General features: G+C 45.4%; 14 protein-coding genes and 1 riboswitch. Of the genes, 5 read left to right on the top strand and 9 right to left on the bottom strand.

The window, feature by feature from the left end; genetic code table 11:
* The first annotated feature begins 64 nt into the window (after nt 1-64).
* Together MHI01_RS22780 and MHI01_RS22775 are read left to right on the top strand one after the other, a co-directional pair.
* Nucleotides 65-823 carry an ABC transporter ATP-binding protein gene (locus MHI01_RS22780; protein ID WP_101314572.1) on the top strand — a complete coding sequence of 253 codons (759 nt, stop codon included), beginning with the start codon at nt 65-67 and terminating at the stop codon, nt 821-823.
* A gap of 2 nt (nt 824-825) precedes the next feature.
* A complete protein-coding gene (locus MHI01_RS22775; RefSeq protein ID WP_340984181.1) occupies nt 826-3,228 on the top strand; it encodes an ABC transporter permease in 2,403 nt (800 codons plus the stop codon).
* 83 nt (nt 3,229-3,311) lie between these two features.
* Here MHI01_RS22775 and mmuM read toward each other — a convergent pair whose 3' ends face one another.
* From mmuM to MHI01_RS22735, 8 genes are all read right to left on the bottom strand, one after another.
* The gene (mmuM, locus tag MHI01_RS22770; protein ID WP_340984180.1) at nt 3,312-4,379 is read right to left on the bottom strand and encodes a homocysteine S-methyltransferase; all 1,068 of its coding nucleotides are present in this window, start codon (nt 4,377-4,379) and stop codon (nt 3,312-3,314) included.
* Nucleotides 4,357-5,769, bottom strand: coding sequence for an S-methylmethionine permease (gene mmuP, locus MHI01_RS22765; protein WP_340984179.1), 1,413 nt, complete (start codon nt 5,767-5,769; stop codon nt 4,357-4,359). Before mmuP ends, mmuM begins: the two co-directional genes overlap by 23 nt.
* A gap of 92 nt (nt 5,770-5,861) precedes the next feature.
* A riboswitch (SAM riboswitch) is annotated at nt 5,862-5,963 on the bottom strand.
* 70 nt (nt 5,964-6,033) lie between these two features.
* A complete protein-coding gene (locus MHI01_RS22760; RefSeq protein ID WP_076253520.1) occupies nt 6,034-7,236 on the bottom strand; it encodes a Ger(x)C family spore germination protein in 1,203 nt (400 codons plus the stop codon).
* Nucleotides 7,233-8,333 (bottom strand): spore germination protein, encoded by a 1,101-nt coding sequence (locus MHI01_RS22755; RefSeq protein ID WP_076253519.1) that lies wholly within the window; start codon nt 8,331-8,333, stop codon nt 7,233-7,235. The genes MHI01_RS22760 and MHI01_RS22755 overlap by 4 nt, the downstream gene beginning before the upstream one ends.
* A 38-nt stretch (nt 8,334-8,371) precedes the next feature.
* Nucleotides 8,372-10,084, bottom strand: coding sequence for a spore germination protein (locus MHI01_RS22750; protein ID WP_036668138.1), 1,713 nt, complete (start codon nt 10,082-10,084; stop codon nt 8,372-8,374).
* A gap of 148 nt (nt 10,085-10,232) precedes the next feature.
* Nucleotides 10,233-11,138: a methyl-accepting chemotaxis protein gene (locus MHI01_RS22745; protein ID WP_036607056.1), complete on the bottom strand. Its 906-nt coding sequence runs from the start codon at nt 11,136-11,138 to the stop codon at nt 10,233-10,235.
* Nucleotides 11,139-11,625: 487 nt separating this feature from the next.
* On the bottom strand, nt 11,626-12,150 hold the full coding sequence (locus MHI01_RS22740; protein ID WP_340984177.1) for a VOC family protein: 525 nt from the start codon (nt 12,148-12,150) through the stop codon (nt 11,626-11,628).
* Between the two features lie 249 nt (nt 12,151-12,399).
* On the bottom strand, nt 12,400-12,843 hold the full coding sequence (locus MHI01_RS22735) for a VOC family protein (protein ID WP_340984176.1): 444 nt from the start codon (nt 12,841-12,843) through the stop codon (nt 12,400-12,402).
* Nucleotides 12,844-12,930: 87 nt separating this feature from the next.
* On the opposite strand from MHI01_RS22735, the gene MHI01_RS22730 reads away from it, so the two are divergent.
* Complete coding sequence (locus tag MHI01_RS22730) at nt 12,931-13,896, top strand: helix-turn-helix transcriptional regulator (RefSeq protein WP_340984175.1); 966 nt, start codon at nt 12,931-12,933, stop codon at nt 13,894-13,896.
* Between the two features lie 38 nt (nt 13,897-13,934).
* Here MHI01_RS22730 and MHI01_RS22725 read toward each other — a convergent pair whose 3' ends face one another.
* Nucleotides 13,935-15,116 (bottom strand): MFS transporter, encoded by a 1,182-nt coding sequence (locus MHI01_RS22725; protein ID WP_339195686.1) that lies wholly within the window; start codon nt 15,114-15,116, stop codon nt 13,935-13,937.
* 169 nt (nt 15,117-15,285) lie between these two features.
* Between MHI01_RS22725 and MHI01_RS22720 the strand changes: the two genes are divergently transcribed.
* Nucleotides 15,286-16,167, top strand: coding sequence for a LysR family transcriptional regulator (locus tag MHI01_RS22720; RefSeq protein WP_315370515.1), 882 nt, complete (start codon nt 15,286-15,288; stop codon nt 16,165-16,167).
* Between the two features lie 21 nt (nt 16,168-16,188).
* The gene (locus tag MHI01_RS22715; protein ID WP_340984174.1) at nt 16,189-16,863 is read left to right on the top strand and encodes a VOC family protein; all 675 of its coding nucleotides are present in this window, start codon (nt 16,189-16,191) and stop codon (nt 16,861-16,863) included.
* The last annotated feature ends 102 nt before the right edge of the window (nt 16,864-16,965 follow it).

Genomic DNA, 16,965 nt, shown 5'->3' with positions numbered 1-16,965 from the left:
ATAAGGCTTCCTCAACATCCCTCCTCTAGAATGAATCCTATATTGCACTCGGGAGTGATTCGAATTGTCCAAAAAGGTGATTATCCGTGCACAGAATCTGTGCAAAACGTACAACAGCGGAAGTGAACAACATCATGCCATCCGTAATGTTGATCTTGATATCTATGAAGGGGAATTCACGGTCATCATGGGTAACTCTGGCTCTGGCAAATCAACCCTCTTATATCTGCTAAGCGGACTGGATCAGATTACAGCAGGTGAGGTCTATTTTCGCGACCAGCGGATTGACGCTTACAGTGAACGTCAAATGTCCGATTTCCGCACCCGCCGGATCGGTTATATCTATCAAAGTATCAATCTGGTCCCAGACCTTTCCATCAAAGAGAACATTGCTTTACCGGGATATATTGCAGGAAACAAAAAGAAGGACATCCTATCCCGCGCTGCTGAGCTGATGAATGCCATGGATATTGATGGACAGCGTAACCGCCTCCCATCCCAAACTTCCGGAGGACAGCAGCAACGAGCTGCGATTGCACGGGCTTTGATCAATTCGCCGGATATCATTTTTGCGGATGAACCGACCGGAAGCTTAAATATGGAACATGGCACAGCCGTTCTCGATATCCTTACAGATATTCATCGAAAAGGACAGTCTGTTGTTATGGTGACGCATGATATCAAGGCCGCCTGTCGGGCAGATCGCCTGATCTATATTCAAGACGGCAAGATTGGCGGAATCCTTGAGTTTGACACCTATGACGAACATCAAATTCAGGATCGTGAAGCGATTATCTTCGCTTTGGTTACGGGGAAGGAATAACGATGGCAGTCATGTTTAAACTTAGCTTGTCGTATCTGAGTAGGAACAAAATACAAAATGCGCTGATTGCGTTGCTCCTGCTACTCTCGACAGTTCTTGTATCTACAGCTATTGTCATTCTGGCGAACACTGGCAATCAGTTTTATGAAATGCATACCCGAACCCATGGATCTCATCAGATCCTGACGTTTGAAAAAGGACTGAATGACCCTGACGCTGTGCACAACTGGTGGGCTTCTCAAGATGGAGTTCAGGTGTCTCCTTTGCTAACGTATCGTACATTGTCAGGCATCATTTTGAATGAAACTCACATCCCTAACATCTACCTGTACATGTTTAATACGCCTCCGCCGCCTTGGGGTGTGGATGAACTAATTTTCTCAAGCGGGACGCCCGACACAGTTCCCGAACAAGGCTCCGTCTGGATTCCAACGTCCATGGCGAATGCTTATCATATTTCCGTAGGTGATACCATCGGCTTCAAAACTGGCTCAAGCACACTCGAATTGAATGTATCGGGCATTGTCATCGATGTACCATACGGGGCACCCTTCTCCAATACAGCACGGGTCTGGATGAATCCTACCGATTATCAACATGATCTCGCTACACTTGCTGGCAACGAGAATCGTATGATGGGCATCCATTTTAACGATTACAGCATGAATTCGGTGTATTGGGAACGGTACAATCGTGAGACAGGTATTCCGTTTCTGGAATCCAAAATGGAGTTCGAGGCCATTGCCTCTTTTTATCTGATCATCAATCAGGTTATTGGATTCATCATGATATTCATGGGTGTTGTCATGCTCTCTATCGCCCTGATGACCATCGGATTTACGATTGCGGATGCCATCCTGGCCAATTACAGAACGATAGGAATCCTCAAATCACTAGGTCTGACTTCCCGAAAAACGATAGGCACCTATGTTATTCAATATGCATTGATATCCATCGTAGCCATTATCCCAGGATTTGCACTCAGTATATGGATATCCAAATGGATCATTAATATTTCTGTATCCTCTCTTCGAGTGGGGAATCAGAACATTCCAGTCCAAGGATTGGATGCGGCCATACTGGCCGGCGTACTACTATTTACTCTAGTGATTCTGTTCACTGTGTTATATGCCAAAAAGGCACGCAGCATACAGCCCGTGCAGGCTATTCGTTATGGTATGTCGGAGACAGATCACAGCCGGATGGCTGGCAAAATGAATTCGCCATTGGCGCACTGGATCGGGTTCACACGACTGCCTGTGACCGCCGTGCTTGGATTCCGACATGTGTTCAAAAACACCAAAAGCTCTGTTCTAACAATCCTGCTGACTACCATGGCTTCCTCCGTACTAGTTTTGGGGTATGTTCTGCTGACCAGTATAAACGGAATTGAACAGACCGCAGCTAAATGGGGGTATGACAATGCCAATATCGCAGCAGTCGTAGTGAACAAAAGTAACTTCCCCAAGGCTGAACTAAAGCACGTGTTAGCGCAGGATTCGAGGATCAGCAATGTAGGCTGGCAAGGGAACACAACGGGTGTAATTAGCCCGGAGTCTTTGGCAACAGTAGAGGGCCAATCCCTCAGTCTCAACTTGAGTGTACTGGACGGGAGTTATCAGGAACTTGGATTCGAAACGTTAAAAGGGGTTAACCCACAACATGCGAATGAAATTGCCATTGGTGTAAGTGTAGCCAAAACATCAAATAAAGATCTCGGTGATCTTATCGACATCTATATTGAAGGAGAAAAGCGTACATTCCTCATCACAGGCATCTATCAGGCGATCGCCAACATGTCTGTTTCAGGCAGAATCACCATTGATGCCATGAGAAGTGTGAACCCGGATTATAGTGAATTTGATGTTATCTTCATCAATGTGAACGATATGGCACAAGCGGGTAAGGTTGCCTCTGAATTAAATGAGCAATTTAAAGATTTTGCTTCGGTAGTCACTCAGAAGACTTTGCTTGATTCGGTTTACGCGGAAGCCGCTAACATCCTGATCTATCCGATGAGCCTGATCGGATTGCTGTTTATCATTGTGACGTTCATCATTATTTTCAGTACCTGTAGAATCAATATCCGTAAAGAAAGCAGAACGTACGGGATATACAAATCGCTGGGAATGACATCTCGTCAAATCCGGTTGTCGCTCACCATGGGAATGTTCATACTGTCCTCCGTGGGAGCCATACTGGGTATTTTCGTCGGCGTATACCTGCTGCCTCTTCTACTCGAAATGGTCCTTTCCGGTTATGGTATCGTACAACTTCCACTGATCCTGCATTGGGGTGGAATGGTACTGTTCAACTGTCTAAGCATCATTGCAGCCAGTCTTGGCTCGTGGTTCTCTTCGAGAATCATTCGGGAAGCATCGCCACGTATACTGGTTATCGAATAATGTAATCAGAATGCCTTAACACAATAAAACAAGCCCTTCCATACCTCTATAGGATGTGGAAGGGCTTGTTATCGTGATATGAACTAATTCCGCCATTTCTTCGCAAGTGCACCAATCTGATGTGGCGTAGTACGGCAGCAGCCGCCAATAATTTGCGCGCCCGCAGCAACCCACTGTTTCGAAGCATCACTCATGCTGCCACAGGTACCCTGTCCGCTCCACGTCTTCGTCACTGCATCATACGTCTCACCTGAGTTCGGATACACAATAACAGGTTTGTCGCTAGCACTGCTGAGAATACCCACTGCTTCCGTCACCACTTCCATCGGAGCACAGTTCAGGCCAATCGCCGCAATCTGCGGCTCGGAGCCAAACGTCTGTGCACATACCTCAAGCGGTGTGCCCTCGCTGATGCTTGTCCCGTCTTTTAAAGAAAAAGATAACCAAGCATACGCATGAGGGAACTCCTTCAGTACATCAACCAGCACCTGTGCTTCCTGCAAGGAAGGAATCGTCTCAAACGCCAGAATATCAGCACCTGCTTCAAGCAGCACCGCCATACGCGGACGGTGAAATGCGACAAGCGTCTCATCCGACACGCCGTAATGACCCACATACTCAGAACCATCCGCCAGATAGGCGCCGTACGGTCCAACGGACCCGGCAATAATTGGACGTGAACGAAGACAGTCTTCTTTGCGATCCCCTGTACGATCTGTTAAATGCGCCTCATTCTCCACGTTCTCGGAACGTACCGAAGGAGCTTCTACAGGCTGACCTGTTGAGCTTTCTCTCTCTACTAAACTACTCTGCACTTCTGCCCACACGTCATCTCTCGCCTGCGCTGCCAGTTCCACCGTCTTGCGGATCAGCTCCAGTGCTGCCTGTTCATCAATCCCTCTCTTGCGGAAACCATCCACCGTCGCCTGATAACTGGATGTAATCGCACAGTCGGCTCCTGCTCGAAAATAATCTGCATGGACCTGAACGATAACATCCGGATTCTCAATTAATACGCGAGCAGACCAGAGCGGATCATCCAGATTACATCCATGCTGTTCGAGTTCCGTTGCCAACGCTCCATCCAGAATCATGACCGGATGTTCACGAAGGATCTGTTCTATGGGGTTATTCTGTTGTGCTTGCGTCATGTACTTGTCCTCTTTTCTTATTCACACGTTCTGTCAGATAATAAGCAGCGTAACATACTGCGATAAACGGAACCCCACAATACAGCGCAATTCGCTGTGTCGGGTCAAAGGCAATACCTATGCATGAAGCCAGGCATAATATAAATGAAACAATTGGTACCACCGGATACAGTGGTGTGCGGTAGACCAGATCTTTGACCGCATGTCCTTCCCGGATATATTGTCTGCGGAACATGTATTGGGAAGCGCTGATGCTCATCCATACCGCAACGACAGCCAGACCTGAAATGGAAACCAGCGTAATATACACCGTACCTGGCGCAATAATACTGGACAGCAATGCCAGCGCACCACCCACCATACTAATCAGAAGTGCATTCAGGGGTACCCCGCTTTTGGTCAATTTGGCAAACCACGGAGAGATCGTTCTTTTGTCAGCCAGAGACCAGAGCATACGTGAAGATGCATATAGGCCTGAATTGGCAGCAGAGAGAATCGCCGTCAGAATAACAAAGTTCATAATATCTGCTGCATAGGGTACACCCACCCGCTCCATTACCGCTACAAATGGACTTTCCAGTACACTGGCATCCGACATGGGTAGCAAGGCCGACAAGATAACAATCGTTCCGATGAAGAAAATAACCAACCGCCACAGCGTTGTATGAATAGCCTTTGGTATCGTCTTTTCCGGGTTCTCCGTCTCACCGGCGGCAATCCCGATTAACTCGGTGCCTGAGAAGGCAAAGTTTACAGCAAGCATGGTCATCAATATCGCTGTAGCCCCATGAGGGAACCACCCGGATGCGGTTATATTCGATAGAAATGGAGCCGGTTCAGAATCCGCCATGGGAATGAACCCAAACATGGCTGCGCCACCGATAATAATGAAGATTACGATAGTCACTACTTTTACAGATGAGAACCAGAACTCGGATTCCGCAAATAATTTCACCGTTAGAGCGTTAAACAGAAAGATCATTAGTGCAAAAACCGCGCTCCATATCCATACGTTTACCGATGGGAACCAGCGTTGCATAAGCAATCCAGCGGCTGTGAATTCGGAGCCAAGCGCAACAGTCCAGGTTAACCAGTACAACCAAGCTACCGTGTAACCTGTTGCCGGTCCGATATATTTGGCTGCATAGCTATGAAATGCTCCCGTCTCTGGCATATGAACAGACAGTTCACCAAGACAGAGCATCACCAGATATACGACGATCGCTCCGATCAGATAAGACAGAATGGTCCCAAGTGGTCCAGCCTGCTGAATCGTGTAACCCGAGCTGAGGAATAATCCTGTTCCAATCACTCCACCAAGGGAGAGCATGACCACATGCCGTGCCTGCATTTTCCGCTGAAAATGGCCTTTGTCGTTGTTGTTCTCCATACCTGCTGCTCCCCTACTTCTTCATCCAGAAAAAACAAAAAAGACCCACTCTTCCTAAAGAGTGCGCCGTTACTGACAAATAAAAACAAACGCTCCTATCTATCAGGCTTTCACCCGCTGGAATTAGCACAGTATCCTTCAGATCTGTTGCTGAGGTTTCTAAGGGCCAGTCCCTCCACCTCTCTGGATAAGAAAATGATTTTTTACTAATATAGCGATCTATCATGAATGTGTCAACAATTAAATAATATATGGCACACCTCGCTATTCGGTGGAAGACCCCGGATTCGTGATGGTGGTCTTTACCTCATAGGTGATCGGCACGGTGCTAAAAATTTTATCCCAATCGTCTTTGACTTTTTTCCATGTTTTAGGTTCTTTAATACGCAAGCTATCCCGAAAATCCGCAACATCTACTTTATAGGTATGCTGCAGTTTGTATAACAACTGTCGAATCTGTTGTTTGGCAAGTTCAGCAAATTCTTTTTCCAATTCACTGAGATACGCACCTTTTTCCTCTTCCTCGGGAGCACGCCAATCCTCCATCAACCAGCCTTCGGATTCAGTTTTCACATGGAATGAAATATCATCGCCAACCACTTTTGGAATTATTGTTGTTTTTTTCTTCTTCATTTCATATACAACAGTGAACCCCTCTTTATTGTATGTCTTCAAGATACCTCCTTTTTCTTTAGGTCTAAGCCAAGATAGCCCTTCTAGATCCGTTTGGCTGAGTTCCCCGATGAATTTGGTTGTTTTCCCATCAAAGATACTGGCACCGGAGAACTTGTCCTCTCCATTGAAGTTCAGTACATTCTGGAGCAAAAAGCTGGAACCGGATTGCATTTGTGCATCTAATTTGGAGAGTAGAACGGGGTCCAGGATTTTATTGGACAAGTATGAATTACCGGTAATGCCTGTAAGATAAAATGCTGGAATCCGGGAAGGATCATCTGAAGTCAGTACATCAACAGCGCGATGATGGCTAATCAACACTAGACAGTTAGGACGAATATCGTTATCCCGAAGTACAAAATCCAGCAGCTGGTCCAGACCATACTTTTTGGCGATATCCTTGGACACAACGATAACCTTCAGATGATGTCCGATGAGCGGATGATCTCGTCTCAGTGCAAACTGACGAAAGATTTGCAGCAAGGAATCTCCGGTAAGCTGTTCATTGGAATAGGACGTTTTACCAGAAGCAGGCGAACCGGATTGTTGGCTCTTCTGACTGCTGGAATTACCGGGAGCAATCTGTACCGTGGCTGTCACATTGTTCTGCTTGGAATACCCTCCTCCCTGATTGGCGATGTTCTCCTCAAATTCCGTCTCTTTGCCGATATCGATCCCAAGACCAACGTAGACACTTAGATCCTCTATCTCTCGACTGCTCCAACATCCGGATATCGTTAAGAGAATGCATAATACAGTGGCTAAGCGTAACAACATGCGGAATGTAATCATGCATGCTTGCCTCCTTTTTTGCGAATCAGACTTAACAACAGTAGTACCAGAGGTAAAATGCCAAACAAAAATACGGACACATTGCCTAGCATATCTCCTAGTACGAAGGTATCATCCACTGTTTTGGGTATCATTGCTGTCAGATAAATGAACGGCAGCAGGCCGTACATGATGCCTTTGATTTTTTTGGAACGAAACAAATCACGAATACCCACCGAAGCGCAGTAATGTGTAATTGCTGTAGTCGAAAAGATTTGCATAATCCAGATGACCAGCAATAAGGATTCAAAACGCTCGAATATCAGACCCTGGATTTCGAAGCTTCTTACCAAATCCAGCGTTGGCCAGGTTCGAGTTTTGATGCCATCGAGCGATAAACTGCCTATAACCATCACCACCGTGATCAAGTAGATAATAGTGGATATGAGTATCCCCCAGGTCATCGCTTTATTGCTCTTCTTCGGATTTTTCATATAGGCAGTCATGATTAACATCACCTCATAGCCCGTATAAGATAATAGTGAAGGCTTCAACCCTTGGAAAACGGGCATAATCCCATCACCGAGGACGGGTCTCAGATTGCCAATCTCGAATAGCTGATTACTAAGCAAAATTTCAATCACAAATATAATAATCGTAATCGGAAGGATGATCTCAAACACACGTACGATAACGCCAAGCCCGCCTGAAATCATATATACACCGATCCACATGAAGACCATCACAATCGCCCAGGTGGGGGTGCGTTCGAGCAGATACATCCCAGTCACTTCAGCCATAACTCTGATTTCGAATGCGGCAATAACTATGAAATACATAATCATAGACAATCCCAGTATGTAAGCAATCCAGCTGCCCGTAATCTCACGGGTGAACTGGAAGACGGTTTTCTCCGGAAATCTGCGACACAGGGTAACCAGAATTATTCCCACACCTATGATAATGAATCCAGATAGGATAATGGAAATCCAGACATCCGGTGTTCCGACAGCTTTGCTGGTCGTTCGAGGTAGTGTCAATATCCCGGCACCAAGCATGTAATTGACAATAATTACAACGGCCTGTGTCGTGGTTAGCTTTCCTTGGGAGCCATTCACTTAGTTCACCTCCAGACCTTCAGTAGATGGAATTCCATTTATTTTTTCCGATCATCATCGATCGGATTAGTCATTTTGGGACGCATTCTCATCATATTTAGCGGTGCACGGATAACAAAATCCTTCCATTCATTCATGTGATAGGGAACGGCTGGTGCAACATAAGGTACGCCAAAGCTTGAGAGTCGTGCCAGATGTGTACACACAAGCAGAAAGAACATAACCACGCCAAACAATCCGAGTACGGCTGCGCTGAACATAGCGGCAAATCGTAGAATCCTTAGCGTTAATCCCGCACTATAGACCGGAATCGTAAAGGAAGAGATGGCTGTTACCGCAACGACAATGACCAGAAATTGGCTTATTATTCCCGCTTGCACGGCTGCTTGGCCAATAATCAGACCTCCTACGATACCCATCGCTGGCGCAATCGGTTTGGGCAAGCGTATCCCGGCCTCCCTCAAGATTTCAATTGAAAGCTCCATGATGAGTACCTCAATAATTGAGGGGAATGGCACTCCGGTACGCGTTTCAATAATCGTCAATACTAGCTTGGTTGGAATAAGACCCGGATGAAACGAGATAAACGAGATATAGAGCGCAGGAGCAAGCAATGCCAGCATCGCGGCCATAAAACGCAGCACTCGCAAAAATGTTCCGGGAATCCAGCGTTCATAATAGTCCTCTGGAGACTGAAGCAACATGCTAAAGGTCACCGGTACAATTAATACAAATGGCGTTCCATCCAACAAAATTGCCACTCGGCCTTCCAGAAGGGCACCCATCACCCGGTCAGGTCTTTCAGTATTCAGTACCTGCTGAAAAGGACTCAGCGTATTATCTTCGATGAGTTGTTCCACATAACCTGATTCGAGCATTGAATCCATATCCATCTCTTCGATTCGCTTGCATACTTCTGCAACGAGATTTGGATCGGCAATATCCTGAATATAGGCTATCGCCAAATCTTTTTTGATCCGTGAACCCACTTCATACTTCTTAATAAACAGGCTCTGATCACTTCCATAACGACGTAAAATGCCTGTATTATCGCTTAATTGCTCTGTAAAACCAATACGAGGCCCACGAAGCAGTCCCTCTGACAAGGGTTCATTCATACCTCTTGTTTTGATCTTATGAGCTCCAATTAATAAAGCACCTGGCAAACCATCAACCAGCAGTGCATTTTTCCCAAACAACACACCAACTGCGAGTTCTTGGAGGGACTTCGTCTCCTCAACCAGACTGACAGGAAGTAATTGATCTTGCAGATATGCCGACAGTAAGTGTGCGTTGTCTGGATGAAGGAAACCCTCCTGCTTAAGTAGGGGAACACCTTCGAACATCAACGGTGTAATCAAGTGATCATCAACTAAGTCTTGATCTACCAGGCCTTCGGTATAAATGACCGCAGCCCGTGTATTCGTTCCCCTAATAATAAATTCCCGAATATGCACGTCTGCATTGAGTCCAAAGCTTTCTTTCACACTCGTCAGATTTATGCTGTACTTTTCGGTTAATTTAATATTGGCATAGTGGCCTGTTTCGGTCCCTTCACCCTGCCCTTTGGCTGCTGGCGAGATATCCTTCGAGGATATGGACGATGGCTTCGAACGAGAGAAGCTTCCGCGCTTAATGGCAGCATTGATCCAGCGCATGCTCAATGTAATACCAATTGGAATGATGAAGACCAAGAATGCCTGAATCCATATGGACCAATCCGGCACGTAGGATACAATTGTTGACCACATGTTCCCACCCCAACATTTCTCTGCATGACATAGCTGCAGGTATTCCCAAGTATTGTGTCCCCGTTTGATCACAATAATTCCCGTTTTTTTGAGTAATGAACGACAAAAAAACGGTTCCTGTGAAAGGAACCGCTATTACTATATATTGTTATACGATTCTGGTCACATGCTCCGCTTTGGCATCCAACAAGTGAGCTGAAGCAGCAATTGCTGTAAAATCATTCAATGCGATCTCAATCTGCTTCTGGCTCTGCTCCACATATTCTTCTACTTTTTTGGTTCCACCTGTGATATTGCCAATTTCCTTGGTTATTCCAGTCACGCTATCTCGAATCTCATTAATCGAACTCTCCACCATTGCGGATAGTTTCTTAACTTCCTTGGCCACGATATCGAATCCTCGTCCGTATTCTCCTGCATGTGCAGCCTCAATGGCAGCATTCAACGCGAGCAGTTGCGTCTGAGACGAAATCTCGCGTATCGTTCGTACCACGCCCTGAATCGATCCGGCCTGTTCCTGCAAATGAGTCAGCGTTGCACGGTTAGAAGTTGACACCTCTGAGATATAGGAGATACTGGACATCAATTCCTGACTGCGTTCAATACCTACATCTGCCTGCCCATTCAGTTCATGAGACATCGTTTTCAGCTCATTCACTACGACAGAAATGTTGTTCTGACGGTTGGTAATGTTGGTGGCGATTTTGGAGACACCCAGTATCTTCTGATTTGTCTCATCGTACACCGGCATATATGTCGCTTCAAGCCATACAGAATTCCCCTTTGCATCCTTGCGTTCAACCTTGTCCTGGAAGCTGACACCATTAAATATGCTATTCCAAAAAGCATCATATTCCGGAGTATTTGCAAATTGACCGAAGCACAGTTGCTGATGCTTCATGCCGTACATCTCATCTACCGTATATCCCATCGTCTGGGCAAAGACTTCATTCACGTAGGTTACCCGGCGATCCAGATCAAATCGAATGATAGCAAGACTTTTCTCCATCGCCTTGATGACCATTGCATCGGTGACAACATCTTTCTTTTCCATATCTAATATAGACACTTGATAACCCCCACAGTTCATTCCATAATAGACAGCCTTTAACTAGCAAAAAACAATCATAACAACATATGTATCCATCAGGTTCTAGATGGCTCTACTATGGATACCCGATTTGCAGCATTTTGGATCACCTGTTGTTATTTATTTTTATTGCAACCCTGTGAAGTCAAAATATATAGTTGTTCCTTCGTTTCAATGCTTCTCCAATATCCTAGATAAAAGGGTTCCATCAACACACTTTCGGAGCATATTCATCGTCCAGAAAAGAGACGTTATAACTTATCTTATCCGTAAAATATCTCTGTATCTACTAGTACGTATCGTAACATAAGGCAAAGAGGTATACACTTCTGTATTTGTAACGTATTTGTAACATAATTTCTGTTTTTTAATAACCGTTTAACCCCTATATACAAGAAAAACAGAACGATTTATCATGCATCGTTCTGTTTCTTATCCAGTCTCATCTTCATTATTTCTTTCGTGGTGTCCAGCGCTTCGTTTCACTGTGATTCGGATACTGAATGCCCGCAGGATAGGAGATCAGCTCGATCAGCATCCCCCAAGGTGCTCTTCCATACACAAACTGATTGCCTTCTCCACCTTCAATATGACCGGTCAATGCCCCAGGCTCTGTTAGCAACACCCCGCCCGCTTCCTTGAAGTGTCGTGCAGCTTCTTGCATATCGTCCACATACAACGCCATATGCTGCAAACCGTAATCCGATGCCCTAACTGGCTCCGATTGCGCTGTATTCGTGTACTGAAATAACTCTATACTAGCGCTCTCCCCGAGCGATAACATCCGAATATGAATAACCTTTGCTCCTGAACGCAGTCCTAATTTAAGCTCTGCCTCGGGTCCTTCCTGTGGGGGATCATCCGGCGTTATATGGTCATAGGCAAGTTGAGCTCCAAACGCCTGTTGTAGAAATAGTGTCGCCTGCTCCATGTCCGGTACAGTTATTCCAATATGGTCAATTCCTCTCGTAATCATGTTATCCCTTCTTTCCTTTATCCATTGAACTTGCTTGTACACAGCGACATCCGTACCTATATGATTTACACGAAAAGGGGTCCGCTATAACCATTCAGCTGTCTCACTTATCTGATGGTTGTGCGAACGACCTTGTATAAAAACCGAAAAAAGAAGAGCGCATGATATCCATGGCTCTTCTTTTTTTGATGTTTTTAAGTTAGTTACAGGTTTACATAACGAGTGCTTAACCGGGGGCCTGAACTCATTTTAAAAATCATGCACAGTGACACATAGCTGAATCGCAATGCCAAATGGGTCCCGTACAATACCGTATCCTGGGCTGAATTCATTTTGTTCATACGGTACCAGTACCTTCACACCCTCATGTTGCATCAGAGAATGATACAGTTGATCGATGGTATCTTTATCCTTGGATTGAATACATAGCGACGTGCTGTTCCCCAGCTGCCATGCTCTCTCCGTGTCCATTGCTTCTTCCGCAATCATGACTTTGTTAACCCCAATCTCCAGCACCGAATGTGTAATATACTCATCTTGACCGGCAGGGTACTCGAAACCCGGGTTCATTTCCCTCATCTCTTTATAACTTTTCTTGAATATCACCTTGGCACCCAGAAACTCCTCATAAAAAGCAATGGCTGCCGCCGCATCCCCGTTCATCGACAAAAATGGTATCACTTCAAAATTCATTATATTGCCTCCTTGTTCCTATTGGATTACACTTATCACTATAACAACGAAAGGTGCCAATCCATGGCACCATTAAGAGGGTTTAATATGAAAAAATCAGAACGTATGAACCAGATGCTACGCTTTATTAATCAAAAACAACAGTTCACCCTGCAAGATCTCATGCAGGAGTTCCAGATATCCAAACGAACCGCGTTAAGAGATATCGCTTCATTGGAAGAGTTAGGTGCGCCCATCTATGTCGAATATGGACGCTACGGCGGATATCGACTGCTGCAACAGATGCAGCTGCCTCCCATTTCGTTTAATACGGGTGAGCTTCATGCCCTTTATTTTGCGATGCAGGCTCTCCGTAGCTTCTCCAGCTTACCCTTTCAAGTCTCTTTCCGGACCATTCATGAGAAATTTATGAGCGCGTTATCCGACAAGCAACGACAGGATATTGAGAACATCCAACACCGGGTTTACTTCCAACATACGGAGCAGATCCGCGATAGTGCACATTTGGAATTTCTGTTGATGGCTGCTGTTCAGAGTATAGTGATCCAGATTACGTACGCTAATCAGCGTAGATCCTCTGATCAAAGGTCATCTTCTGCAAACACCATCCGCACCATTCAACCCATCGCGCTCTATGCCAGGAAAGGCTATTGGTATTGTCAGGCCTATGATCTGCAAAAACAAGCTTATCGTGTATTCCGCTGCGACCGCATCATTTCAGCCGAAACAACGGAGATTGAACCTTTAACTCATGTAAAGGAACTCTATTCACAGGATGCCCAATCCCTATGGAAACCATCGGAACAAGCAATTCCATTCAAATGCCTGATTGACGAAGCCGGGATGGAACTATTCCAGCAAGAACATTTCCCATCTATGCAGATCATCGAGAAGATGGGAAACATGTATCTTGTCGGTTCGTACGAACCTCACGAGCTTGATTTCATAGTGAGATATCTTGCAGGCTATGGTAAATCGATTAAGATTATGGAGCCCATCATCTTACAGAGAGCATTAAGGCAGTACTATCTGGACTTGTTGGATCATGTATAAAGATCATAATTCTATAGCCATTTTACTTTACATGCCTTTTAGCTCTGCTCCTGGCTAACTTTTAAACTTTTTTTATTGCCAATAGCAACTTGAACGATAATCTGCAACACGATGATGATAGCCAAACCATAAAATGCTTGCACAAAGCTGCCTGTTAGATCGCGGAGCCAACCAATCGCCAGCGGCCCAAGTGCTCCAAGAATGTAACCCCCAGATTGAGTCATAGCGGACCAGCTACTCGCTTCCTGAGCATTGTTTGTCTCATCAATCGGCAACATGAGTGCAATTGGGAACAGTCCACCTGCACCAATACCGAGCGGGATCGCCGCGAGCCACGGACTGACAGAGAGATTCAGCATCAGGACACCTGTTAACTCCAACATCGCACATCCAACAAGCCAGAAGACACGCCTTTGGTATCGGTGTACAAGCATGGGAATGAATAACGTTGAGGGCAGTGATATCAATGTAAATAACGTTTGGATGTTGCCAGCAGTCTCTTGGCTATATCCATGGCTCTGAATGGCTGGCGCAAGCCAGGCGGTTAATGAATAGAAGATCGCGGCCATCAGTCCGAAGAACAGTGTCAGCACCCATGCACGCCTGTTCTTCACCGGAAGTGGTGCATGAATGACAGCCGAAGTTTGTCCGGATTGTCTCTCTGTACGCGCAGACCAAGCTAATTTTAACCAGATCGGCAATGCAATGGCTGCGAGTAATGCCCATGTAGCCAAAGAACCTCTCCAAGATCCACCCAACGTCTGCTGAAGCGGAACCGATAATCCCACACTAATGCTTGCCCCCATCACCATTGCTGTAGAGTAGATGCCGACCATGGCTGCCACTCGGTTAGGAAAATACTGCTTTATGAAGCTTGACAACAGTGGCCCTGCCAATGCAATCCCTACACCTGACAGAAAAGAAGTGAACATCATCAACGGAGTTGCGCCTACGAACAATCGTAAACCCGTACCTATCCCGATGAGGATTAAAGCCAGCACAATGGCTCCTTCATTCCCCCACCTTCTACTTAGTCTTACAGAGAATGGAGCGAATATGCCCATACATAATACCGGTAGTGTAGTTAACAGACTGGCGGTCATGCCGCTCAAACCCAGATCATTCTGTATGGTACTCATCAGAGGAGAAATGGAAGTAATCGGTGGTCTTAAGTTCAGTGAAGCCAGAATAAGCGCCAATACAATATAAAAAAGTTTCATTATGAATCACCTCATGGGAGTAGTCTCGTTGCCTTCACCAAAGATCCTATTCTTTAATGACAAGATCTTCGAGTGGTGCACGAATTAAGTATAGGATCATTATAATGATTGAACAATACTATTGTTTCTATTAAAATGATTAATAAAACCAATGATTAGAGGTGAATTCATGGAGATTCGTCAAATGGAAAACTTTATTACAGTGTGTGAGGAGCTTCATTTTACACGGGCAGCTGAGAAACTTGGCATATCTCAACCTACGTTGAGTCAACAAATACGTGGGTTGGAAGATGAACTTGGTGTTCCTTTGTTTGACCGCGTCGGCAAAAAGATTGTGATGACCCAGGCAGGTACTCTGTTTCTGGAGCACTGTGTACAGATGATCCGGCATTTACAGAATACCCAGGATGCGCTAGCTGAATTTCGGAATGATCAGCGGGGACGATTGGTTATTGGTGTTCTTCCGTCGGATTTGGATTACCGTATCACTCCGCTGCTCGTTGATTTTCATGCCCGATTCCCCAAGGTGCAATTGAAGGTTATCTCTTCGATCTATGTCGTAAATCAAGTGTTGGAAAATGAAGTCGACATCGGCATCGAGATCACGTCTGCCCCTGATAGGCGGCTTGTACGCATTCCTTTGTGCAGTGAAGAATATGTACTGGTCGTATCCGAGAATCATGATTGGGCTGAACGAAGCACAATTGAAATTCAGGAGTTGCGTAATATCCAAACGGTGATGTTCCCCGAAGGATTTACAGGCAGAGAATTGGTCGATGGCTATTGCCGTAAATATGGATTCACCCTAAATACCATCATGGAGACCAGTTCGGCAACCTCCATCATTAGCCTGGTCAAAGCCAACGTTGGAGGAACACTGCTGCCTTATCCTCTGATCAAAGCCATGAATGAGCCCACGCTACGTTGCATCCGAATTACAGACGATCCGCCCTACCGGCACTTTGAGATCATCCATCGGTCCGACCGTTACCTGACGCAATCGGCCAAGGCATTTATTGAGAAAACAATCGAGTATTTCAATCAAAGGTAAGATTAAAAGGAGGATATTCAAATGATAATAAGAGAAGTTGGTTTGTTAACACATCAGGTCGAGGCCATAAAAGAGTTTTACGGTACACTACTGGAACTGGATCTTGTGGAGGATAATGCAACATGCGTTTCATTTCGTGCGGGGAACTCGGTCCTATCTTTCAAGAAGGCGCCAGAACAAGAGAAGCCATACTATCACGTAGCGTTTACAGTTCCAACGAATAAACTTGCTGATGCAAAAAGATGGGCTCAAGACCGTAACATTTCATTGCTATCCAAAGATGGACAAGATGAATTTTATTTCCCCTACTGGGATGCAACAGCCTTCTATTTTTATGATCCAAGCGGCAACTTGATGGAATTTATCGCTCACCATTCACTCGATAATGCAGTTGATGAAGCTTTTGAAGCGAAGCATCTGTTATGTATTAGTGAAATCGGTCTGCCTGTCGATGATGTTCCTGAGACGATGAACACATTGAATGAGCATTATCAACTTGAACCATTTGCCGGAGACGGAAAACAATTCTCCCCCACGGGTGATGCAGAAGGCATGTTTATTGTCATTGATAAACAGAAGCCATGGTTCCCAGACGGACGTATGCCTGGTGTATTTGTTACAGAGGTGAAGGTGGAAACTGGGCAGCCCGGTAATCTGCGTATACAGGACGGCCTATACTCCATTGTATCTAATTAAAGGAGAACAACTAAAAAAGCCGAATGAACTCAGGAATATGATCCTGACTTCACTCGGCTTCTATGACTTGACTTTAAACTCGTCTGCAACGATTGGAAATAA

The organism is Paenibacillus sp. FSL M7-0656, assembly GCF_038003225.1.
GTDB lineage: Bacteria > Bacillota > Bacilli > Paenibacillales > Paenibacillaceae > Paenibacillus > Paenibacillus amylolyticus.
Note: the sequence above shows the minus strand (reverse complement) of the source record. Positions and strands in the feature narration are given on the sequence as shown.

Bases quoted from the DNA above. Each gene is read 5' to 3' on its own strand.
- MHI01_RS22775 (WP_340984181.1), top strand. From the start codon at position 826: ATGGCAGTCATGTTTAAACTTAGCTTGTCGTATCTGAGTAGGAACAAA.
- MHI01_RS22740 (WP_340984177.1), bottom strand. From the start codon at position 12,150: ATGATTACGAGAGGAATTGACCATATTGGAATAACTGTACCGGACATG.
- MHI01_RS22760 (WP_076253520.1), bottom strand. From the start codon at position 7,236: ATGATTACATTCCGCATGTTGTTACGCTTAGCCACTGTATTATGCATT.
- MHI01_RS22735 (WP_340984176.1), bottom strand. From the start codon at position 12,843: ATGAATTTTGAAGTGATACCATTTTTGTCGATGAACGGGGATGCGGCG.
- mmuM (WP_340984180.1), bottom strand. From the start codon at position 4,379: ATGACGCAAGCACAACAGAATAACCCCATAGAACAGATCCTTCGTGAA.
- mmuP (WP_340984179.1), bottom strand. From the start codon at position 5,769: ATGGAGAACAACAACGACAAAGGCCATTTTCAGCGGAAAATGCAGGCA.
- MHI01_RS22715 (WP_340984174.1), top strand. From the start codon at position 16,189: ATGATAATAAGAGAAGTTGGTTTGTTAACACATCAGGTCGAGGCCATA.
- MHI01_RS22730 (WP_340984175.1), top strand. From the start codon at position 12,931: ATGAAAAAATCAGAACGTATGAACCAGATGCTACGCTTTATTAATCAA.
- MHI01_RS22750 (WP_036668138.1), bottom strand. From the start codon at position 10,084: ATGTGGTCAACAATTGTATCCTACGTGCCGGATTGGTCCATATGGATT.
- MHI01_RS22725 (WP_339195686.1), bottom strand. From the start codon at position 15,116: ATGAAACTTTTTTATATTGTATTGGCGCTTATTCTGGCTTCACTGAAC.
- MHI01_RS22745 (WP_036607056.1), bottom strand. From the start codon at position 11,138: ATGGAAAAGAAAGATGTTGTCACCGATGCAATGGTCATCAAGGCGATG.
- MHI01_RS22720 (WP_315370515.1), top strand. From the start codon at position 15,286: ATGGAGATTCGTCAAATGGAAAACTTTATTACAGTGTGTGAGGAGCTT.